Raw genomic sequence first — 22,267 nt, 5'->3', positions numbered from 1 at the left:
CATCAATATAATATCGCATTTGCCAGTCAGAGACCGAACCTTTCTGCAAAGTAAGTATTCGGTCTCTGACTTTTATTTTTCACAACAATATTTCTCACAACAGAATTTCTTTTCCCAGCGTAAACGAATAAATATACCGTTCCTTCACTTTCCGGCCTGTCATCCGCTCCAGCGCCTGGGCATAATCTTCCAGCTGAACACGATAACGGTCGATCAGTTTCTGTTCTTCTCCACGTCTCACAAAGTCCGTTTTATAGTCCACCAGAACGATCTCTTCGTCCTCAATAAAATATCCGTCAATGATTCCCTGCACCAGAACATCTTCCTCACACTGCCACTGCGGTTCCAGCTCCGAAGCTTTTCTTGCGATCACAAAGGGCTGCTCCCTAAACAGCAGCTTCTTCTCTGAAGCCGCTTTCATCCTCTGGCCGAGAGATGATTCCACAAAGTTCCAGATGTCTCTTACCCGGACAGACTCAGCCTCTTTTCTTTCCATCTTCTTATTATCAACCCATTCTCTCAGCTGACTGCGGATTTCCTCCTGGCTTCCGGCATGTCCGTAATCCAGGCACTCCATCACCCGATGATAAGCCGTTCCGCGAAGTGCTCCTGTATAACCTTCCTCTTTTTTCTCCTCGATAAACCGAGGAACTATCGGCTGAATTTCTTCTTCCGTCTCATAATCCACCGTCTCTTCAAGATCCTGTTCACTGTGGTAACTTCTCTTTTTCAGTTCTGATACACTGACTTTCACAGGAAGATCTTCCAGATATTGATATGGATATATGAAAGAAAACCGTCTCTCGATCTCTTCCCGGATCTCACTGTCAAAAACTCTGCCCGGATTCCAGTTTTCCAGAGTTTCTTTCTTCATTTCCCGCTCTGCCTGTTCCACAATCTCATTTTCTGTAAGATCCTGTGCTGTGATCTTCGTCACCACAAATTCCGAAGGATCCCCATACAGTGGATTCATCCGGTTCATAAATATTCCATATTCATGGAAAAGTGACGACATACACCTGTGCCTTGCAAGAGATGGAAGTACACAATCCCAGTAAGTTTTTCCACGCATACGCAGTCCCAGAGAAAGCAGCTCTTCTTTACTGTCCCTTAATACGGACAGTGACGTCAATTTTTGTTCCAGATCTCCCACTGTTCCACAGAGAATCAGTTTTTCTTTTGCTCTGGTAAGTGCTACATACAGCACACGGAGTTCCTCCCCCAGACTTTCTTTAAGAAGTTCCCGGCGGATGATCTGTTTGCACAGGGATGATGCGATGATCCTCTTTTCCGGCAGTATGGCGTCCGCACCGATGCCAAGATCCGGATGGATCAGAATACTTGCATTCATATCCCGGAAATTAAACCTTTTCCCCATTCCTGCCGCAAACACAACAGGAAACTCCAGACCCTTGCTCTTATGAATGGTCATGATCTGTACAGCACTTTCTCCTGCCCCGGAAAGATTCACCTCTCCGTAATCCACCTGATACTGCTGCAGTTTCTGGATATACCGTACAAAATTAAACAGTCCACGGTAGCTTGTCTTCTCGTATTCCATGGCTTTTTCCACCAGCATGTTCAGGTTTGCACTTCTCTGTGCGCCATCTGGCATAGCCTTTGCATGGTTTCCATATCCGGTACGTTCCAACACTTCCAGGATCAGCTGGTGGACCGGCGTATATGCAGCCATATCCCGGAGTCCGTTCATTGTGTCCCAAAAACGGGACAGTTTCTCTCCCAGAGTTTTTTTCTTCTCCTCAAAAATCCGGTGTTCCCGATAATCCTCCACAAATGCCCGCACACATTCACAGATCATTCCCTCCGGATATGCGATCCGAAGCTCTGCCAGCTCCTCTGTGGTGCATCCCACAATGGGAGAACGAAGCACACCGGTCAGAGGAATATCCTGAAGAGGATTATCCAGCACCCGGAGATAATTCAGAAGTGTAACAACCTCTGTTGTGGAAAAATATCCGGTTCGGGACGCCGTATAGGACGGAATCCCTCTTGCAGCCAGCACTTCCCCAAAAGTCTCTGCCCATCCGGTGGCAGAGCGGAGCAGGATCACAATATCTCCATACCGTACAGGACGGTACTCCCCGGTTTCCTTGTCAAGCACAAGGTCATGTCCCACCATGGAACGGATTTTTCCTGCAATGGCCAGAGCCTCCAGCTCCCGTTCATTTTCCGGTGCGTCCACATCGGAATCCTCCAGGATCTCCCCGTCTTTTTCCACAAGAAGAACCTCAGTCTTTACGAATTCGCTATCCTGTCCCTCCGGAAAAGAGGCTCCCGGATACAGAGCAGCCGCCTCATCATAATCAATTCCACCCAGATCCGCTCCCATGATCTGTCGGAAAATAAAGTTGACACTTTCCAGAACTTCCTGTCTGCTTCGGAAATTTTTGTGAAGATCGATCCTCTGCTCCAGGCTGTCTGTCAGAGAATAGCTTTTGTACTTCTCCATAAACAGCTCCGGACGAGCCAGTCGGAACCGGTAAATACTTTGCTTCACATCTCCTACCATAAAGATATTTTTACGGTCATTCACCCAGCCGGAAACATTCTGCATCAGGATTTCCTGAACCAGGTTGCTGTCCTGATATTCATCCAGAAGAACCTCATCGTATTTCTCGGAAAGTTCCCTTGCTGCCTGGCTTGGCGTACAGATATCTTCTTCTTTTTTCAGAAGGATCTCCAGGGCAAAATGTTCCATGTCTGAGAAATCCAGGACATTTTTTTCCCTCTTCTTGTCACTGAAACGCTGTGCAAAATCTTTGGTGAGTTTTACCAGCATCTTTAATGGTCCTGCAGATGCCAGCGTCAGCTCCGTCAGTTCCTCAAGACTGCACTGAAAATACCGGCTTCCCAGATCTTTCAGGATATCCTTTGCATCTTCCCGGATATCTTTTACCAGACTTTTCAGCTGGCCGGATACCCCTTCCATCTTTTTTGTGGAAAGCCTTGCAAATGAAAGATTCTGCAGAGTCTGTACCATCTGATCATAGTCCTGTTTATCGGACAGTTCCTGCAACTGCCGGATCAGCACAAGATCTTTCTGCAGGGCATCCAGATACAGTTCCGGTCCCTCACTTTCTCCACAGATCTCCATGGCACTCCGGTTCAGTTCTTCTGCTTCCTTCAGCGCACTGTCCACAATTTCCCACAGAGATTGATACCACTTTGTTTCTGCAATTCCTTTTTCCGGATCCAGGCAGTAATTCTCCACACAGCCATCCAGCCACTCTTCGGGCCAGGGATTACTCATGGACGCATCATACAGATCCAGAACATGCTCTTTCAGGCTTTCATCGGATTTCCCTGCCGCATAGCATTCCACAAAAGTGGTAAAATCCTCATCGCCCTCTGCATAATAATCTTCAAAAAGCTCCTTGAGCACGTCTTCCTGCAAAAGCTTCAGTTCTCCTTCATCTGCTGTCCTGTAACCCGGGTCCAGTCCGATCAGATGAAAATAATTCCGGATCACATAGGAGCAGAATCCGTCAATGGTCGTGATCTGTGCAGTATGGATCAGTGTCATCTGTCTCTGTAGATGCTCATTATCCGGATCTTCGGCCAGTGCCTGATCCAGGGCACGTTCAATACGTTCTCTCATCTCTCCTGCTGCCGCTCTTGTAAAAGTCATGATCAGAAGGCGGTCAATATCCACCGGTTTCACAGGATCCATGATCTTACTTAAGATCCTCTGTACCAGCACTGCGGTTTTACCGGAACCGGCCGCCGCACTGACCAGAATATTCCTGTCCCGGAGCGTAATGACTTTTTCCTGTTCTTCCGTCCATTTCACAGCCATTTATTCGTCCTCCTTCATGATTTTTTTCCACAGGTCACTTTCTGTGAACGACGGCAATCTGTGAAACTCATATCCCGGTATCTTTCTGTCAAATCCGCAGACCGTACTGTACGGACAGTAAGTGCAGGCATTCTTTTTTCCAAGCTCATAAGGTGCCACTGCCGCATTTCCGTCCAGGATCGATTCCCGGATATCGCAGATCTTACGGCGCACATATTCTCCCAGCGCATCAAACTGCTGCCTGGATGCCACCGAAGACCGCCTGCTGAAACTTCCGTCCTTATTTCTGGACACCGGTATGGATGCGAGAGTTTCATCAATCTTTATGCTTACATCATCATCCGCCTGGACCAGACCGTTCATTTTCAGTTTTTTCAGCATCTGATCCTGGACCCTCTCTACGTCCGCATGGATCTTCTCCTGGATCATGGGATCCTTCACATTATAATAAAAAATTCCCGCAGGAACAATTTCCCGGTCCGGATACTTTCTCTGTTCCACCTTCAGTGCACCATCCAGATAGATCATCAGCTGCAGCTGCAAGCCATGATACAGCGCCAGCATATCAAAGGAAGTATTTCCGGTCTTGTAATCAATAACTTTTACATAGACCCGGTTGTTCTCCGGTTCTTCCATAATATCCACACGATCGATCCGGCCACCTTCAAATTTCACCTCAAAACCTTCCGGCCGGAATTCTCCATGTTTCAGCTGTTCCTGCAGTGCCCACACCGTACGCCTTAAGATCCGTCTGGTCCGCTCGATCATATATTCATTCCTTGCACTGCTTTTGAGAACTGTATTTCCGTAATCTGCGGAAACCTGATCCAGACAGTCATCTATGATACGGTTTCTCTCTTCCTCTGTAAGATCCGCCCAGTCCAGTCCCTCTTTTCGGACTTCCGCCGCAAATTTTTCCAGTGCCATGTGCATCACATTTCCCATATCCATAGCACGGAATTCATATTCCGCCCGTTCTGTCACTTTCAAGCCATACTGCAGGAAATGTGCAAAGGCACAGGCCGCAAACCGCTCCAGCCTGGTAGCACTGTACGGAGAAACTTCCCCGTAAAGAATTCCTGCCACCGTTTTTCCGATCATATCCGACGGACGTTCCGAAAAAGATACTTCTGTCAGCCGTTTCACAAGTGTCCTATATTCCGGACTCTGAAGGTACCAGCTGTACAGTTCCTGGAACACTGCATCATCCCGATACGATTCTCCCGCAAGACCTTTCAGCAGATAATCCAGACTGATTCCCGGAAGTTCCAGAAGCTCCATGGAGTCCTGCGCTTCCTCACACTGCCGGATCTCCATTTCCGGAAACATTTCCCGGATATTATTAATCAGAAATGCCGGGCTTAAAGCCTTTCCCTGACTGTCCGACTGACAGAAAGAAAGGCAGAGAAGTTCTCTCGGCTTGGTCATATTCAGATAGAGATAAAATCTCTGCGTATTCATCAGCTCTTTCGGACCAGGTGCCAGCTGTATCCCCTGATCCTGAAAAAATTCCCGGTCAAGCTCAGTCAAAATTCCCCCACCGGAAGTATTCTTGGGGATATTCCCCTCATTGACTCCAACAAAAAACAGTGCACGGATATCTTTCAGCCTGGTTCTCTCCATATCTCCCACAAGTACCTGATCCATACTTGGAGGAATCAATGCTACTTTGGCCTGATTAAGACCGGTCTCCAGAAGCTGCCGGAAATCCTGGCGGCTCACTGTCTCCTCACCCAGGATCTCCACCATGTTGTCCAGAAGTTCCATAACGATCCCGTATATCTGAGCATACTCCTTCTCCATGGCCTTGTCGCCCTGTTCCTTAAATTTCAGTTCCTGATGTTTCAGTTTCTGCTGCACCTGGCTCTTCAGGGCAAACTCATAGAGAATGGTACAGTATTCCCGTACCGTCTTCTTCCCGCCTTTAAAACTTAACGCCAGCTCCCTGGTCTCATCCGCAAACCGCTCCCGGATCTCATTAAGCCTCTGAATGCTCTCCGGCGGCATCCCCCGGTAAATACGCACCCATACTTCATCCCATTTCTTAAATCCACGGATGCCAAGAGCCAGCACATAATTCTCCAGAAGATCTGCTTCCTCCCTGGTCACGCAGGACATCCCGCACCGGAGATAACGGAATACACTCTCATAGGAAAAATCCTGCACTGCCATCTCAAGTGCCGCACGGAAATATTCCACAAAAGGATTCATCAGAACCGTATGTTTCTCATCAATGAAATACGGGATACCGGCTGCTGTAAACACCTGCTTCGCAAGATTTCCGTACTCCTCCAGGTTACCGGTGATCACCGCGATCTCACCGTAACGGCAGTCTTTTTCACGGACAAGTCTGGCAATCCGCCGGGCAGTTTCTTCCATCTCTTTCAGAGGACTCGTTGCGGAAAACATACAGATCTCATCCTGCTTCTTTTTATATACGTTTTTCCGGTAACGGAAGATATTTTTTTCCAGGAAATGAAGAGCCGGGGCCTGGGAAAACCTGGATTTTCTCACATCTTTCAAAAGAACCGGCTCCTCAATATCTCTGGTCAGTTCCGAAAGTCCGTGGATCATCTGACGGCTCATATAAAAAAGCTGATAGGGCTTCCCTCTGGTGCTTAAATTCTCGTTTGCATCCATAGTCACCGTCACCATCACTTTTTCACAGACAGCAAGCAGCTCTCCCACCACCCGCATCTGAATGGGCGTAAAACCGGTGTATCCATCCAAAAGAAGAACACTGTTTTTCATCTTTTTTGAAAAAGGAAGGGCTTTTTCCAGAGCGTCCATCACTTCTTCACCTGTCATATAATGATCTTTCAGATACCCGATAAAAGCCTGATAAAGAACAGATACATCTTTCAGTTTCATCTGAAGCAATGCTCTGTCACTGGAATCCTCGATCATCTCCTGGATCTCACTGTCCCGGATATCGTACTGCATAAACTCCGACAAAATGGACTTCACCTCATCCAGATATCCCGCCTTACGCATCTGTCCTCCCAGATAGGAAAGCTCCTTTCCATGCTGCTGGACCATCTTCTGGAGCACCATACTCTTACCTGTTTCTTCCAGAAGTGTACGGCTGTCTCCGCCAACTTCCTCCAGCATACGGTATGCCAGACGTTCAAAGCTTAAGATATCAATATTCAGGATTCCCTTTCCCGGGCTCATCTCCACCAGCGTCTTCTGGGTCTGCATGGTAAACTGCTCCGGCACGATCACAAAGAAAAGCTTCTCCGGATGCAGTCCGGCCTGTTCTATGATATTCTGATATGCATAACAGGATTTTCCGCTTCCGGAACTTCCTATAATAAACTGTAAAGACATCTGTTTCCTCCTGCTCCGTCTAAAGTACCCCTATCATACCACAAATCCTGTTCCTATAGAACGGGAGCTCTGGCATAATTTCTCCATCTCTTTAATAAACTATATAAAAAGCTTCGGGAGGCGTGCGCCATGAGTTCCAAAACCAGGATCATCGTCCTACATATGAAAGAGATCATCTACACAGCCGTCTTTCTGGCTCTGGCTGTTGTTCTGGCTGTTATCCTTTTCTTCATGTTCGGTCCCGGAAAAACTGCCAGTGATACAGCCAGCGAAAAATCCCGCTACAAACCGGGCGTATATACCTCTTCCATCACCCTTAATGACAATACCTTCGATGTGGAAGTCACCGTAAACGCCGACAAGATCAAATCCATCCGTCTGGTAAACTTAAGCGAAACCACAAAAGCTTCTTACCCTCTCATGGAGCCGGTTCTGGATTCTCTGGCAAGCCAGATCTATTCCAGCCAGTCCCTGGAGGACATTCAGTATGCAGGAGACCGGAAATACACCTCCCAGGTACTCCTTTCAGCCATCACAGACGCAGTAAAAAAAGCGGAGAACACCTAAGCTCTCCGCTTTTCTTTTTACTTTCAGATTTCAATCTTCTCCAACACATCCTGCCAGATTCTTGCACTAGCATCACTTGGCATTCTTAAGTCTCCTCTTGGAGAAAGCGCCACACTACCTACCTTCGGACCATCCGGCAGGCAGGAACGCTTAAACTGCTGGGCAAAAAATCTCCGGTAGAAGGTTTTCAGCCATTTCAGTATCGTCTCTTTATCATAAATTCCCTCAAAAGTCAGGCAGGCAAGCCGATAAATTTTATCCGGTGTAAATCCTGCACGCAGCATATAATACAGATAAAAATCATGAAGCTCATAAGGTCCTACCAGATCCTCGGTCTTCTGAGCGATTTTACCATCTTTTGGTGGCAGAAGCTCCGGGCTGACCGGAGTATCCAGGATATCCAGAAGAACCTCTTTCAGTTCCTCATCCCCGCAGGTATCCGCATAATAACGTACCAGATGACGTACCAGTGTTTTCGGGACAGAAGCATTCACACCATACATGGACATGTGATCACCATTGTAGGTTGCCCACCCAAGAGCCAGCTCGGAAAGATCTCCCGTTCCCACAAGAACGCCACCTTCCTTGTTTGCCGTATCCATCAGGATCTGGGTGCGCTCACGTGCCTGGCTGTTCTCATAAGTCACATCGTGGATCTGGGGATCATGTCCGATATCCCTGAAGTGGATATTTACCGCCTCTTTGATATTCACCTCAGTAAGTTTTGCGCCAAGGCAGCGACTTAACTTACATGCATTCTGATAGGTTCTGTCTGTTGTTCCAAAGCATGGCATGGTCACACAGTGGATCTGCTCTCTCGGCATTCCCATCCGGTCAAAAGCACGGGCCATTACAAGAAGCGCCAGGGTAGAATCCAGTCCGCCGGAAAGCCCTACCACCGCACTCTTGCTGTGGATATGTTCCATACGTTTCTTAAGTCCCATGGCCTGAATATTCAGGATTTCCTCGCAACGCTCATCACGTTCTTCCTTCACAGACGGAACGAATGGATACTGGGGATACGTTCTGGTAAGTTCGGTTTCTTCCTCTTCTACGGAAAAACCAACTCTTGTATGGCTGCAGGTGAAAACCGCCGGATACGTGGACATTCTTCTTCTCTCATCGGCCAGTCTCTGTACATCGATCTCACTGTAGATGATACCATTTTCAAAACGTCTGCTTTCCGCAAGCATGGAGCCATTTTCCGCGATCATATTCTGTCCGCCAAACACAAGATCCTGGGTGGACTCGCCCTCTCCTGCGCTTGCATAAATATATCCGCAGATCAGCCGTGCAGACTGCCCGCTTACCAGAGTTCTCCGGTAAGAATCTTTCCCTACCATCTCATCGCTGGCAGAAAGATTGACGATAATATGGGCGCCGTTGATGGCATGACGGATACTTGGCGGTGCCGGAACCCAGAGATCCTCACAAAGCTCTGCCGCAACAGTGAATTCCGGAAATTTCTCACACTCAAAGATCAGGTCTGTTCCAAAAGGAATCTCATCCCAGAATTCATCTTCCTCATTTTTCACGCCCTTCAGGAAGTCCACAAATTCCACATCTTCTTCCTCTGCACCGGCAAACTGTCTCTGCTCATAAAACTCGTTATAATTAGGAATATGGGTCTTCGGCACAAAGCCCACGATACGGCCATGATTCAGGGCAGCTGCCACATTATAAAGCTTGCCTCTGTGACGCAGCGGAAGTCCCACAAAGATCAGGGCATCCGTCTCTTTTGTCTCGTCTGCAATATGCAGAAGTTCATCCCACGCGCTGTCCAGAAGACATCTCTGGAGAAAAAGATCGTGGCAGGTATATCCTGTGATACAGAATTCCGGAAATACCATCAGCTTGACATGCTCTTTTTCCATTTCGTGAATGGCTTTCAGGATCTCCTCCCCGTTTGCCTTGCAGTCTGCAACGGTAACTCTCGGCGTTGCTGCTGCCACCTTGATAAAACCATGCTTCATTTTTTCTTCCTCCTGCGGCTTATCGCTTGCACTCTCTTATGATTCTCTTAAGATCTTCCACTGTAAAATTATAATTTTTATTGCAGAAATGACAGTTCATCTCAATGTCCTTGCCTTCCTGGATCATCTCGTTGAGCTCTTTTCTTCCAATGCTGATCAGCGCCTTTTCCACACGTTCTCTGCAACAGTTGCAGTGGAACTGTGTGGGCAGTGTATCATTGATCTCGATGTCAAAACCTTCCAGTACTTTCTCAAGAAGACTTTCCGGTGTATGGCCCTGCTCCAGAAGGCTGGTAACAGAATCGATCTTTGATACGTTTTCCTCAAGCTTTGCGATCACTTCTTCCTCTGCAAACGGCATCAGCTGCACAATAAAGCCGCCGGCCTGACGGACCGTATTATCCTTATTCATCAGCACACCCAGTCCTACTGCAGACGGAACCTGCTCACTGGTGGCAAAATAATAGGTAAGGTCTTCTGCAATCTCACTGGTCTGAAGTGCAACCTGACCCACATATGGCTCTTTCAAGCCCATATCCTTGATCACATCCATAAACCCTACACCGACAGCTCCCGCAACATCCAGTTTGCCTTTGCTGTTTGCCGGGATACATACATCCGGATTTCCTACATAACCTTTTACATTTCCGTGAGAATCCGCAGTTACCGTAATCCCCTGCAGCGGTCCGCCTGCGTGGATACGAAGTGTAAGAAGATCTTTTTCCCCTTTCATCATCGCTCCCATCATGGCACCACCGGTAAGGAGACGTCCCAGTGCCGCTGTTGCCACCGGGCTGGTATTATGATTCTGTCTCGCTGTCTCCACCATATCTGTTGTCACAGCCGCAAACGCACGGATCTGGCTGTTTGCCGCTGTTGCTCTTACAATATAATCACTCATATAAAAAAATTTCCTCCTTTATTTCTCTTCTGCCGAAATTCCTTTGCCATGTTCTCTTGCCACAAAAGTCAGTCTTCCACTGTCTGGCTTCGGTGCATCCTTGGTATATGCATCATAAACTGCCAGCGGAATCAATCCCGCCTTTTCAAGCAGTTCCCGGATTTTTTCCGGCTCGTAGGCCTTCTGGTAATGGATTTCCTCGTCTCTCTCATAAAGACCGTCTTCTCTTGGAAGAAACAGAGTCAGGTCATAAACGTTGATCCCTGTCTCCTCGTCAAATTCATTTTCCCAGATAAAGCTTCCCTCTTCCCGGTTCTCCGCAATGGTAGTATTTCCAAGCATTTCCCGGTATTTATACGGGGTGTTCATATCAAATATAAAAATTCCATCCGGATCAAGATAATTATTCACCAGCTTAAATACGGTAAGCAGATCTTCTTCCTCTGTAATATAATTCATACAGTCACAGACGCTAACGATAGCACGTACCGTTCCATAAAGTTCAAATTCCCGCATATCCTGCTCCAGGTAAAGGATCTCATGGCCGGACTCTGCCCTTTTTTCCATGGCCTCGCCCAGCATTTCCTCGGAATTATCCACGCCGATCATATCATAACCGGACTCTGCCAGAAGTTCCGTCATCACTCCGGTCCCGCAGCCAAGTTCCAGCACGATCCCCTCTTCAATTCCGTATTCCTTAAGACTTCCGATCAGATATTCCGCCCATTTTTCATATTCCACATTGTCCATGAAGATATCATAAACTCTGGCAAAATCGCTGTATGCTTCCATAAAAACCTCCAAATATTTTCCGGGCGTTTCATCGCCCGCAGCGTTCACATTATATCATGTCTTCCTGCATAAGTATACGCCTCTGACATAATATGGTACAAAAAATCCGGGACCGCAGCCACATAAGCTGTGATCCCGGAACTCTTATTTAACCGAATACTATTGGGACTGATTCAGGCTTTACTGTACAGGCATATAGTATACATCTGCTGCCTCTCCATGCCAGTAGAAACTTGTTCCATCCTCTTCATATACATCACAGTCATACTGAGAAGAGAAGGTGAAACGGTTTCCTTCGTTATCCATCCATGCACCGTTTCCGTCCGGAACGATAACACGTGGTTTACCATCGGAGTTTCTGTAAATAGTTCTTGTCTCATCTGTGTTGCCAAGCTGCTCATCTGTAAATCCACCATTTACGATAGCCCCTGAAGAACTTCCATCGGAAGATGTACTTCCGTCAGAAGAACCGTCAGACGTTATTCCATCTGCTGTGCTGCTTCCATCTGTGGATGATCCGTCCGCTGCTGCACTTCCATCAGAAGAGGTGCTTGCATCGGAAGCTGCTGTTCCGTCAGAAGAAGTTCCATCTGCTGCAGTACCATCAGAAGATGCACTTCCGTCAGAAGAAGCTGCTGCATCGCCTGTACCTGCAGTCTTGGCTGCGGAACCACTTGCCGCACTCTTCAGCGTGGAATCTCCGAGGATTGCAAAGCTGTCCACAGACTCCTGTACCTTCTTCAGAGCATCCTCTGTTTTAACAGAAGCCACAATGCTGTAGTACTCGCTGTCATTTACAAAATATTTATTGATGGCATATACATAACCATCACTCTTGGTTGTATCTTTGTATTTTACGGTGTAGGAATAGATATTGATTCCATCTTTCTGGTCTGACTTATAATCCTGGATCTCAAAATCAGTTCCATTGACCATGTTCTCTGCCTGTGTCATGGAAACGGCCATATCCTGTGAATTCGGGATTACCGCAGACTCCAGATCTGCACCAGAACCGTGAAGGATCAGAATCTTACCCTGATCCGGAGACTCAAAGCTTAACATATCTGTCTCATCGGATTTATTAGCCCAGGTTGCATCCGGAAGCTTAATCGCTACGGATTTATCCTTGGATGTGTAGGTTGTGTTCTGTGCATCTGCCGCAACAGTTGGTGTAGCTGTCGCTTTCTTCGCAGGTGTAGGAGTAGGAGTAGACTCCACAACCACGCTGTCCTCTTTTCCACCTCCGAAACTACATGCAGTCATGACACCAGAGAGAGCAACAGTCATAGCTAAAAGTGCGATAAATTTTTTATTCTTCATAGTATCCTCCTCATAATCATCATCAGTCACAAAGTGTGTCCGGAATATTCACTCCTGAACACACTCTTTGCTACATTTTACGATTTTATTACAACTTTGTCAATTGATTTCTCCCTGTACTTTATGAATATCCTGTAAACAAATATCCTGCTCCGTACAGACTTTTTCCTATATTATAATCTCCCCAGATGTGCCTATCTTATTCCATTCCATATCAGATTCTGTATTTCCGGTTTTACGTCTCCGATACGGAATTTCTGTTTTCTTTTAATCTGTCCCTCTTTTTTTTTCGATAATTGTATCTTTATTCGTATACACTCATGTTGTAAAGTATATCCAACCAAAAACATATGAAAAGAGGACATCTATATAAAGATGTTTTCGGGAAAGGATTCATAACTATGGAAAAAGCAGTTCAGACATCTCAGGGAACTGATCAGGAGCTTTCATCTGTTCAGTTTCTCACCATCACAGCCGTATTTGTTGCACTGACTTATATCTTCACAGCATTTATTAATGTCAAGCTTCCAATTGCAGCCAACGGCGGACTGATTCACCTTGGAAATGTACCGCTCTTCATCGGTGCCATTTTATTTGGAAAGAAAACCGGAGCCATCGCAGGCGGAATCGGAATGGGCTTGTTCGACCTTCTCTCCGGTTGGACACTTTGGGCACCATTTACTCTTATCATTGTAGGCATTATGGGATTCACCGTAGGTAAGATCACAGAAGACCACAAACATCAGAACATGAAATGGTATGTGATCGCCATCGCCGCAGCCTGCGTGATCAAGGTTGTCGGCTACTACATCGCAGAAGTTATCATCTATGGAAACCCGCTGGCACCGGTATCTTCTATTCCTGGAAACCTGGTACAGATCGGAGTTGCAGCAGTTATCGTTCTCGTAGTGATCACACCATTAAACCTTGCAGCAAAAAAAACCGGATTAAAAAAATAAATAACCAAAGAAAACAAGAGGTGAGTTTATGTATAAGATCATGACACCGGGACCTACACAGGTCGCAGAAAACGTCCGTCTGGCAAGAAGCCTGGAATGCACCAACCCGGATCTGGACGAAGATTTTGTCGAATTTTATAAAGAAACCTGCGAGAAGATCAGTTCTCTTCTCCACACCTCCAATGAAACCCTCATCTTAAGTGGTGAGGGTATTCTTGGTCTGGAGGCTGCCATCGCTTCCATGACTGAGCCTGGAGATAAGGTTCTCGTTCTCGACAATGGTATCTATGGAAAAGGCTTTGCTGATTTTGTTTCCATGTATGGAGGCAAACCGGAACTTTATACCCGAGATTACCGGAATACCCTCGATGTGAAGGAACTGGAAAATTTTCTTGCAGATAACCATAACTACAAATATGCAACCGTAGTCCACGGCGATACTCCAAGTGGTATGCTCAACGATGTCGCTGCCATCTGTCCCCTTCTTAAAAAATATGGAATCCTTACCGTTGTAGATTCTGTCTCTGCTTCTTTCGGCGAACCACTGAACATTGATGCATGTCAGATTGATATCATGTGCGGCGGATCACAGAAAGTGGTATCCGCACCTCCTGGACTGACTTTTGTTGTAGTCAGCGATGATGCCAAGAAAGCAATGCGCCAACGAAAAACTCCGATCGCTTCTTTCTACGCAAATCTCACAACCTTCGCACATTATTATGAAGAAAAATGGTTCCCATATACCATGCCGATCAGTGACATCTACGGACTTCGCGCTGCCATTGACAACATTGCCGATGACCCTGGAATCCTTACGCGCCATGCAAAAATCGCCCAGGCTTCCCGAAAAGCGATTACCGGAGCCGGCCTGAATCTTTACCTCCACAGTGGCTATTCCAGCACGGTAACTGTTTTTGAAGTTCCGGAAGGCACCACCGCCGCTGCGATCCTGGACGGAGTCAAAAAAGACTACAACATCATGCTTGCAGGTTCCTTCGACGTTCTCGCAGGCAAAGTTATCCGCATCGGCCACATGGGAAACAATGCAACTTTCTACAATGTACGTGAAGTTTTCCATGCTCTGGACGGAACCTTACGAAAACTGGGTGTTGCACTTACCGGATCTATGGAAGAGATCTTCTGTGAAAACATGAAATAAAACAGCTCTATTATATCTTTTGATTCTTTATCAAAAAAATCATCAAAAAAACGCTGTAAAAGGACTCTTGCACCACGATTTCCCTTTACAGCGTTTTCTGTTACTTTCTATTCTGTTATTTCATACATATACAATTCATGAAGCGCTCTGGTTGCCGCAATATACCTTGCTCTCTGCACGATGGGACTTCGGTCTGCCCCCGGAAATACCGAAAATACCTGGTCAAATTCCAGTCCTTTTGCCATATAAAACGTGGTAACCGTAAGGCCTTTTTTGAAGTTTGTACTATCTCTGTGAAGCAGCGACAGTCGCTCCTTTGTATCAAACCCTTCAGCTTCCAGTTTTTTCTGAAGGATATAATACGCCTCTCTTGCCTCATCTGCAGTTCTTGTTATCACCGCTACTGTCTCATAATAAAGTTCTTCCTGGCCTTCCTCTCCGTCTGTCTCCGCATCTACCATGTCCATTCTGTCTGCATCCACTTCCGTCACTGCCTGCTTCTCCAATTTCAGTTCCTTCACCACGCACTCCAATGCCTCGATAAGTCCCGGAAATTCTTTTTCCTCCACCGGTTTTCCATGACGCTCAAAAAGCTCCACTTCCGTGATCCCGGCAAGCTGATTTGCATAAGAAGCGATCTCAATGGTATTTCGGTAGCTCTTGTTCATCACAATCCTGCGGATATCTTTTCCAAAAATCTTCGGAAGAAATGTGAGTACATCCTGCTGATCTCCGTCCATGGTCTGTTCCCTGTCTCCGAGAATCGTCATCTTGCATTTGAAAAGTTTCTGGATGATCAGATACTGGATCCTGGAATAATCCTGCATCTCATCCACGATCAGATGGCGGACACCGCTGTCCTCCTGTTGTGTTTCCAACCGGTACTTCAGATACAGGACCGGATACACATCCTCATAGCGAAGCTTTCTTTTTTCGTACTGTACCTGAGGAAGCGCCGGAAATCCTTCCTGTCTCAGAAAACGATTGTACAGAACATAAAGGTCTCTCGTCTCATACATCCGGTAAAAACGGCTCTTCACAGCATCCCGTTCTTCCTCCGGAAGGTCAAATCCCTTCAGCGTTTCCACCTCGTCAATGAAATACTCCGCCACTGCATCCATTCTGGAAAGCAGCGGGATATCCATAAATTTAAAGTAAAAAAGCTCGATGATCTCCTGTTCTTTTTTGACTACACCACGATGTTCCACATCCCGGAAATTCATAAGGCTGTCTTCCAGTTCTACCAGATAGCCTTCCATGCGGTCCAGGAAATCCCGGGACTGTTTTTCTTTCAGAAGTTTCTCATCGCACAATCCTGCGATCTGACGCTCGATCAGATCGTAACGGTCTTCACAGTCTGACACTGTATTTTTCAGTCTCTTATAGGCAAAAAGATCAAAGCTCATCTCCCGGATATTCTCTTCCCCAAGTTCCGGCAGAATATGAGAAATATAATCCGAGAAGACTCCATTGGGTGAAAGTACCAGCACAGAAGACGATTTCAGATTCTTCCGGTCATGATAAAGAAGATAGGCGATCCTGTGCAGGGCAATGGATGTCTTGCCGCTTCCTGCTGCTCCCTGGATCACCATGATCCGATCCGAAGTGTTTCGGATAATGGCATTCTGCTCTTTCTGAATGGTGCGGATAATGTTTTTCAGCTGTACATCTCCGTTGCTTCCAAGCTCTGCCTTCAGGATCTCATCATCGATCTTCACATCACTTTCAAACTCATAGATCATTTTTCCACCACGGATCTTGTACTGCCACTTAGCTGCAATGTCTCCATGGATTTCCCCAAGAGGTGCCTGATAGGACGCCGGTCCTTTGTCAAAATCATAGAACAGTCCGGACACCGGTGCCCTCCAGTCATAGATCAGCGGAAGACCACCGTTTTCCTCCGCAAGGTTTGCAATTCCGATATAAAAGATCTCCGGCTCATCGTCGCCCTCATAACAGAAATCTACTCTTCCAAAGAATGGAGAATCCATCATTTTCCGGAATCTGCGGCGCAGCTCGATCTTCTCATTGCTTGCATTGATCTCATGGAGAAGCGCCTGCTGGTTATCAAAGTTTTCATATCCGTACTGGTCCATCTCTGTATAGTTTTCCCAGTAGTACTCGTGCATTCCCTCGATTTCTTTCTGGCCTGCTTCTATGGAATCATCCAGCTGAGTGATCCGGTGACGCAGAGTTTCTGTCACATGTGTAAGATATTCCCGTCCGTTTTTTACTGCTGCCATACGCCTTAATCCACCACTACCGCTGTTCCGCTTGCTGTAACCATCAGCATGCCATTATCTGCGCCAAGCACCTCATAATCAATATCTACGCCAATCACTGCATTGGCACCCATTGCTGCTGCACGCTGCTCCAGCTCTTTCAGCGCCTCTTCCCTGGCTTTCTGAAGTTCTTCCTCATATCCGGCACTTCTTCCGCCAAAAAAATTCCGAAGACCTGCGCCAAGATCCTTAATAAAATTTACTCCGGAGATCACTTCTCCGAATGCGATTCCTTTATATTCACGGATTGCTCTTCCCTCTACCGATGGTGTTGTTGTTATAATCATGGTAAAATCCTCCCGTTTCTTTCATTTTTTATGGATACTCCGGAAGTCTTTTTGAAAAACATGCTCCGGAGTTCTTATTACAGAATTATACCTGAAAGCGGAACGGATGTATAGAGTAAAAAAGCGAAGCGGACATTCCAGATCCGCTTCGCTCTTTTTCTATAATAACAATTTATCTTACTGTTGGCTTTACGCCTGTGCCTCTTTTTTCTCGAACTGACTGTTATAAAGATCCGCATAGAATCCTTTTCGTGCCAGCAGTTCTTCATGATTGCCCTGCTCAATGATATCTCCGTCTTTCATAACCAGGATCAGATCAGCATCCTTAATGGTGGAAAGCCTGTGGGCAATGACAAAACTGGTTCTGCCTTTCATCAGGTTATCCATGGCCTTCTGGATCTGCATCTCGGTTCTGGTATCTACGGAAGATGTGGCCTCATCCAGGATCAGGATCTTATTGTCCGCCAGGATTGCCCTTGCAATGGTAAGCAGCTGTTTCTGGCCCTGGGAAACGTTGCTGGTTTCCTCATCCAGAACCATCTGATAGCCGCCAGGCTGCTGCATGATAAAGTTATGGATGTGAGCCGCTTTTGCAGCTGCGATCACCTCTTCATCGGTTGCATCCAGTCTTCCGTACCGGATATTTTCCATAATGGTTCCGGAGAACAGCCAGGTATCCTGCAGTACCATTCCAAACATCTCACGGAGATTACTGCGGTTGAAATTACGGACATCATGACCGTCAACCTTGATACTTCCGCCGTTTACATCATAGAAACGCATCAGAAGTTTGACCATGGTTGTCTTTCCGGCACCGGTCGGTCCTACGATAGCGATCTTCTGACCGTCATGCACATCCGCGGAAAAATCATTTACAATGATCTTATCCGGGTTGTAGCCGAATTTTACATGCTCAAACTGTACATTTCCTTCCAGTCCCTCAATAGAATCCGGATTCTCCGGCTGAAGTTCTTCCTCCGACTCCTCAAGAAATTCAAATACCCGCTCAGAAGCTGCCGCGGAAGACTGCAGAAGGTTTGTAACCTGTGCGATCTGCTGGATCGGCTGTGTAAAGTTACGGATGTACTGGAAAAAGGACTGAATATCTCCAACCTCAATGGTTCCCCTGATGGCAAAAACGCCTCCAAGAAGTGCCACCATCACATAGCCAAGGTTTCCTACAAACTGCATGATCGGCATCATCATTCCGGAAAAGAACTGGGATTTCCATGCAGACTCATAAAGCTTCTGATTATCACGCTCAAATTCTTTGAGCACGTCCTGTTCTTTATTGAACACTCTTACTACATCATGACCACCGAAGTTCTCCTCTACCTGGCCGTTTACTTTTCCAAGATACTCCTGCTGTGCCTGGAAATATTTCTGTGAATGTTTCATCACCTTGTTGATGATAAACATGGAAATCGGCAGGATCAGAAGTGCTGCCAGAGTCATCCACACATTGATGGAAAGCATCATGATAAATACACCGATCAATGTGGTTACGGATGTGATCAGCTGGGTCATACTCTGGTTGATACTCATCTGCAGGGTATCCACATCGTTTGTCACCCTGGAAAGGATCTCACCGTTTGTCCGGCTCTCGAAATAATTCATTGGCAGACGGTTGATCTTCTTTGAGATATCTTTTCGGAGATTATAAGTGACATCATTAGAAATCCCCGTCATGACAAAACCCTGGATCAGGGAAAAGCATGCACTTGCCACATACAGTCCCAAAGTCCACAGAAGGATCATTCCGATCTTACTGAAATCAATACCGCCTGTACCGTTTACCTTGGCAACCAGACCATTGAACAGCTCTGTGGTAGCTTTTCCAAGTATCTTCGGGCCTGCAATATTAAACGCTGTACCTGCCACTGCAAAGATAAACATCAGGATAAAACGGAATTTATATCTGCCCATATAGCCAAAGAGCTTTTTCATGGAACCTTTGAAGTCCTTGGCCTTCTCTGTTGGCTGCATTCCGCGTCCGCCCATAGGGCCTCTTCTTCTCTGCTGACTCATGCCAATTCCTCCTCTGATAACTGACTCATGGCAATCTGGCGATATACCTCACAGGACTTCATCAGCTCCTTATGGCTTCCGATTCCTGCCATATGTCCATCGTCCAGTACAATGATCTTATCTGCATTAAGGATCGTACTGATACGCTGTGCCACGATAATGGTTGTTGCTTCTTTTGTATGTTCTTTCAGTGCTTTTCGAAGTGTACTGTCTGTTTTGAAATCCAGTGCGGAAAAACTGTCATCAAAGATAAAAATCTCCGGATCTTTTGCGATTGCTCTGGCAATGGAAAGTCTCTGCTTCTGACCACCGGAAACATTGCTTCCGCCCTGTGCGATCGGAGATCCATAGCCCTCCGGTTTTGTGTCGATAAACTCCGTAGCCTGTGCAACCTCTGCTGCTTTTTTCACCGCGTCTTCTGAGATTTCTGTCTTACCGTAGCGGATATTGGAATCAATGGTTCCTGAGAAAAGTATACCCTTCTGCGGAACGTAACCGATCCTGTCACGGACATCCTTCTGTGTCATTTCCCGGACATCCACACCATCCACTTTCACAGATCCTTCTGTTGCATCATAGAAACGTGGAATCAGATTGATCAGTGTACTCTTACCGCTTCCTGTACTTCCGATGATCGCTACTGTCTCACCTTTTTCTGCCTTGAAGGAAATGTCTGTGATAACATTCTCTCCTGCCTCCGGATATGCGAAGCTTACATGATCAAATTCTACAGTCCCCTTCACATCCTGGGAAGGCTGTACCGGATCCTCCGGATCCTGGACACTGACTTCTGTCTCAAGTACCTCGTTGATACGGCGTGCAGATACATTTGCTCTCGGCAGCATGATAGACATTGCTGTGATCATCAAAAATGACATGATGATCTGCATTGCATACTGGATAAATGCCATAACATCACCAACCTGCATGCTTCCGCTGTCTACCGCATAAGAACCGCTGTAGATGGTTAGTACGGAAACTGCGTTCATGATCAGCATCATCACCGGCATCATAAATGTCATACAACGGTTTACAAAGAGGTTTGTCTTCGTCAGAGTGATATTTGCATCCTCAAAACGCTCCTCCTCATGTTTTTCACGGCTGAATGCACGGATAACCGGAATACCGGTAAGGATTTCTCTTGTTACCAGGTTGAGCTTATCTACCATGGTCTGCAGGGCTGTAAATTTTGGCATTGCGATCCTGAACAGCATTGCCATAAATGCCATGATCAGTACAATGGCCACCCCAAGGATCCATGTCATGGAGGAATCTCTCTGAAGCACGCGGATCACACCACCGATTCCAAGGATCGGCGCGTAAAGCACGATACGGAACATCATAGCCATTACCTGCTGGATCTGCTGGATATCGTTCGTGCATCGTGTGATCAGGGATGCTGTTGAAAACTTATGATACTCTCTGCTGGAAAAACCTATGACTTTGTTATAAACCAGTCCACGGAGATCATGTCCCATAGATGCAGCAACTCTGGACGAAAGAAATACCACACATACTGCAGCCATCATAGTGACCAGTGCCATCAGCACCATGCGGATACCTGTTGCTTTCATGTAATCCATCTGTATGGCATCCACATCTTCACCCATAGCTTCATATTCTGCACGAACATAGGAAACACCTGCCTGTGTGATGATGGATTCCTGCATCTTGTCGATCTTTTCTCCGACCTGCTCCTTCACAGCAGCCAGAGCCTCTGCAGGCATCTGAGAAAGAGCCGCCAGTGGATCAGTCCCTTCCGGGATTCCCATTTTTGCAAGAGCTGCCTTTGATTCCTCACTGTCGGACGTCAGAGTAGAAACAATCACCATCGGTTTGCCGAAGATATCGTTGAGTTCTTCTCTGTCTTCTTTGGAGATTTTATCCTTTAATACCAGATCATCTCCCTCTTCCTCATAAAATCCATCCACAGTTTTCGCATCATCCTCTTCCATAAACAGCTTCAGACTGTCCATGGACGTCTTTCTGATCTTCTCAGGAACACTGTCTTCAATACCATTCTGCTGAATTCCCACATTAATGATATTTGATGTGTAATTCGGCAGAGACAGATCACAGTATGCCTGAAGAAAAAGAAGCGCAATGATGAGTACGATATAACCTGCAGATCGTTTCAGATATTTCATCAGTTTAATCACGTTTCTGTTCCTTCCTTTCTGTCATGTCCTCCGGCTGAAGCTTTTCTATGGCTTCCTCCGGCTGGATCTTTTCGATATTTACAAGGATCTGCTCCAGAAATCTCCGAAGCAGGCACTGTTCCGCCTCACTGAAGCCTTCCATCATCACAGCCTCATTTTTATGGATCCGTTCCAGTGCTTTTGCCTTGATTTCCTTTCCCTTTTCTGTCATGTAGATCCTGGTCACACGCTGGTCCTTTTCATCCGGTTTCTTATAAAGAAAACCTGCTTTCTCCAGTCTCTGTATCGATACATTTACCGTAGGCGGCTTGATATGCAGGATCTTTGCCAGCTCCCTCTGACTTAAGCCATCCTTCTTGGCAACAAGTCCCAGAACCGGGATCTGTCCCGGATAAATGCCAAGTTCCTGCATCTGTCCAAAACATTTCGTCATAAAGTGACGGTCCACCTTCATAAACAGAGATAAAAAACTGCTCTGCTTCTCTTTCTCATCGTCCTCCTCACAAAACACGCTGTCACTCCCTTCCTCCATCAGAACTTCTGCTTTTTATTTCTTATCTTTCAGGCAGAAGTATCTTTTTTGATTAGTCGGCTAACTATATATGATATACATATGCACAAAAAATGCAACTGGTTTTTGTGAATTTTACACTTTTTTAAGATTTATAGTTTCTTTTATCACCAATTAAAATC

At 46.4% G+C, this 22,267-nt stretch carries 14 protein-coding genes; 3 read left to right on the top strand and 11 right to left on the bottom strand.

Annotation, left to right across the window (positions count from 1 at the left end; all coding sequences use genetic code 11):
- Positions 1 to 94 precede the first annotated feature (94 nt).
- Together addA and KQI39_RS07360 are read right to left on the bottom strand one after the other, a co-directional pair.
- Complete coding sequence (gene addA, locus KQI39_RS07365; RefSeq protein ID WP_216417544.1) at positions 95 to 3,817, bottom strand: helicase-exonuclease AddAB subunit AddA; 3,723 nt, start codon at positions 3,815 to 3,817, stop codon at positions 95 to 97.
- Positions 3,818 to 7,147 (bottom strand): PD-(D/E)XK nuclease family protein, encoded by a 3,330-nt coding sequence (locus tag KQI39_RS07360; RefSeq protein WP_216417542.1) that lies wholly within the window; start codon positions 7,145 to 7,147, stop codon positions 3,818 to 3,820.
- A 129-nt stretch (positions 7,148 to 7,276) separates the two neighbouring features.
- On the opposite strand from KQI39_RS07360, the gene KQI39_RS07355 reads away from it, so the two are divergent.
- Positions 7,277 to 7,714 carry an FMN-binding protein gene (locus tag KQI39_RS07355; RefSeq protein ID WP_216417540.1) on the top strand — a complete coding sequence of 146 codons (438 nt, stop codon included), beginning with the start codon at positions 7,277 to 7,279 and terminating at the stop codon, positions 7,712 to 7,714.
- Between the two features lie 23 nt (positions 7,715 to 7,737).
- Here the strand turns inward: KQI39_RS07355 and KQI39_RS07350 are convergent, their stop codons facing one another.
- The 4 genes from KQI39_RS07350 to KQI39_RS07335 all read right to left on the bottom strand — a co-directional run bounded on the left by KQI39_RS07350 (position 7,738) and on the right by KQI39_RS07335 (position 12,700).
- Positions 7,738 to 9,687 carry an NAD(+) synthase gene (locus KQI39_RS07350; RefSeq protein ID WP_216417538.1) on the bottom strand — a complete coding sequence of 650 codons (1,950 nt, stop codon included), beginning with the start codon at positions 9,685 to 9,687 and terminating at the stop codon, positions 7,738 to 7,740.
- A gap of 19 nt (positions 9,688 to 9,706) precedes the next feature.
- Positions 9,707 to 10,588, bottom strand: a complete 882-nt coding sequence (gene hslO, locus KQI39_RS07345) for an Hsp33 family molecular chaperone HslO (protein ID WP_148444833.1) — start codon at positions 10,586 to 10,588, stop codon at positions 9,707 to 9,709.
- A gap of 18 nt (positions 10,589 to 10,606) precedes the next feature.
- Positions 10,607 to 11,380, bottom strand: a complete 774-nt coding sequence (locus tag KQI39_RS07340) for a class I SAM-dependent DNA methyltransferase (RefSeq protein ID WP_148444834.1) — start codon at positions 11,378 to 11,380, stop codon at positions 10,607 to 10,609.
- Positions 11,381 to 11,560: 180 nt separating this feature from the next.
- On the bottom strand, positions 11,561 to 12,700 hold the full coding sequence (locus KQI39_RS07335) for a hypothetical protein (RefSeq protein WP_216417536.1): 1,140 nt from the start codon (positions 12,698 to 12,700) through the stop codon (positions 11,561 to 11,563).
- A gap of 401 nt (positions 12,701 to 13,101) precedes the next feature.
- Between KQI39_RS07335 and KQI39_RS07330 the strand changes: the two genes are divergently transcribed.
- Both KQI39_RS07330 and KQI39_RS07325 read left to right on the top strand, forming a co-directional pair.
- Positions 13,102 to 13,659 (top strand): ECF transporter S component, encoded by a 558-nt coding sequence (locus KQI39_RS07330; RefSeq protein WP_216417534.1) that lies wholly within the window; start codon positions 13,102 to 13,104, stop codon positions 13,657 to 13,659.
- Between the two features lie 28 nt (positions 13,660 to 13,687).
- A complete protein-coding gene (locus tag KQI39_RS07325; RefSeq protein ID WP_216417533.1) occupies positions 13,688 to 14,818 on the top strand; it encodes a pyridoxal-phosphate-dependent aminotransferase family protein in 1,131 nt (376 codons plus the stop codon).
- 107 nt (positions 14,819 to 14,925) lie between these two features.
- On the opposite strand, the gene KQI39_RS07320 is transcribed toward KQI39_RS07325, so the two are convergent.
- The 5 genes from KQI39_RS07320 to KQI39_RS07300 form a co-directional block, all read right to left on the bottom strand.
- The gene (locus tag KQI39_RS07320; RefSeq protein WP_216417532.1) at positions 14,926 to 17,061 is read right to left on the bottom strand and encodes a HelD family protein; all 2,136 of its coding nucleotides are present in this window, start codon (positions 17,059 to 17,061) and stop codon (positions 14,926 to 14,928) included.
- A gap of 5 nt (positions 17,062 to 17,066) precedes the next feature.
- The gene (locus KQI39_RS07315; RefSeq protein WP_216417530.1) at positions 17,067 to 17,387 is read right to left on the bottom strand and encodes a putative heavy metal-binding protein; all 321 of its coding nucleotides are present in this window, start codon (positions 17,385 to 17,387) and stop codon (positions 17,067 to 17,069) included.
- 189 nt (positions 17,388 to 17,576) lie between these two features.
- Positions 17,577 to 19,415, bottom strand: a complete 1,839-nt coding sequence (locus KQI39_RS07310) for an ABC transporter ATP-binding protein (protein ID WP_216417528.1) — start codon at positions 19,413 to 19,415, stop codon at positions 17,577 to 17,579.
- Complete coding sequence (locus KQI39_RS07305; RefSeq protein ID WP_216417526.1) at positions 19,412 to 21,574, bottom strand: ABC transporter ATP-binding protein; 2,163 nt, start codon at positions 21,572 to 21,574, stop codon at positions 19,412 to 19,414. Before KQI39_RS07305 ends, KQI39_RS07310 begins: the two co-directional genes overlap by 4 nt.
- Positions 21,567 to 22,106: a MarR family winged helix-turn-helix transcriptional regulator gene (locus tag KQI39_RS07300; protein WP_253293105.1), complete on the bottom strand. Its 540-nt coding sequence runs from the start codon at positions 22,104 to 22,106 to the stop codon at positions 21,567 to 21,569. The genes KQI39_RS07305 and KQI39_RS07300 overlap by 8 nt, the downstream gene beginning before the upstream one ends.
- Between the last annotated feature and the right edge of the window lie 161 nt (positions 22,107 to 22,267).

The sequence above is a fragment of the Blautia sp. MSJ-36 genome, from assembly GCF_018917985.1.
In the GTDB taxonomy this organism is placed as follows: Bacteria; Bacillota; Clostridia; order Lachnospirales; family Lachnospiraceae; genus Blautia_A.
This window is presented reverse-complemented; position numbering and strand designations above follow the sequence as displayed.

What these genes read in the sequence shown, in the direction of transcription:
- addA (WP_216417544.1), bottom strand. Translation starts at nt 3,817, where the DNA reads ATGGCTGTGAAATGGACGGAAGAACAGGAAAAAGTCATTACGCTCCGG.
- KQI39_RS07335 (WP_216417536.1), bottom strand. Translation starts at nt 12,700, where the DNA reads ATGAAGAATAAAAAATTTATCGCACTTTTAGCTATGACTGTTGCTCTC.
- KQI39_RS07350 (WP_216417538.1), bottom strand. Translation starts at nt 9,687, where the DNA reads ATGAAGCATGGTTTTATCAAGGTGGCAGCAGCAACGCCGAGAGTTACC.
- KQI39_RS07360 (WP_216417542.1), bottom strand. Translation starts at nt 7,147, where the DNA reads ATGTCTTTACAGTTTATTATAGGAAGTTCCGGAAGCGGAAAATCCTGT.
- KQI39_RS07340 (WP_148444834.1), bottom strand. Translation starts at nt 11,380, where the DNA reads ATGGAAGCATACAGCGATTTTGCCAGAGTTTATGATATCTTCATGGAC.
- KQI39_RS07310 (WP_216417528.1), bottom strand. Translation starts at nt 19,415, where the DNA reads ATGAGTCAGCAGAGAAGAAGAGGCCCTATGGGCGGACGCGGAATGCAG.
- KQI39_RS07330 (WP_216417534.1), top strand. Translation starts at nt 13,102, where the DNA reads ATGGAAAAAGCAGTTCAGACATCTCAGGGAACTGATCAGGAGCTTTCA.
- KQI39_RS07325 (WP_216417533.1), top strand. Translation starts at nt 13,688, where the DNA reads ATGTATAAGATCATGACACCGGGACCTACACAGGTCGCAGAAAACGTC.
- KQI39_RS07320 (WP_216417532.1), bottom strand. Translation starts at nt 17,061, where the DNA reads ATGGCAGCAGTAAAAAACGGACGGGAATATCTTACACATGTGACAGAA.
- KQI39_RS07315 (WP_216417530.1), bottom strand. Translation starts at nt 17,387, where the DNA reads ATGATTATAACAACAACACCATCGGTAGAGGGAAGAGCAATCCGTGAA.
- KQI39_RS07300 (WP_253293105.1), bottom strand. Translation starts at nt 22,106, where the DNA reads ATGGAGGAAGGGAGTGACAGCGTGTTTTGTGAGGAGGACGATGAGAAA.
- hslO (WP_148444833.1), bottom strand. Translation starts at nt 10,588, where the DNA reads ATGAGTGATTATATTGTAAGAGCAACAGCGGCAAACAGCCAGATCCGT.
- KQI39_RS07355 (WP_216417540.1), top strand. Translation starts at nt 7,277, where the DNA reads ATGAGTTCCAAAACCAGGATCATCGTCCTACATATGAAAGAGATCATC.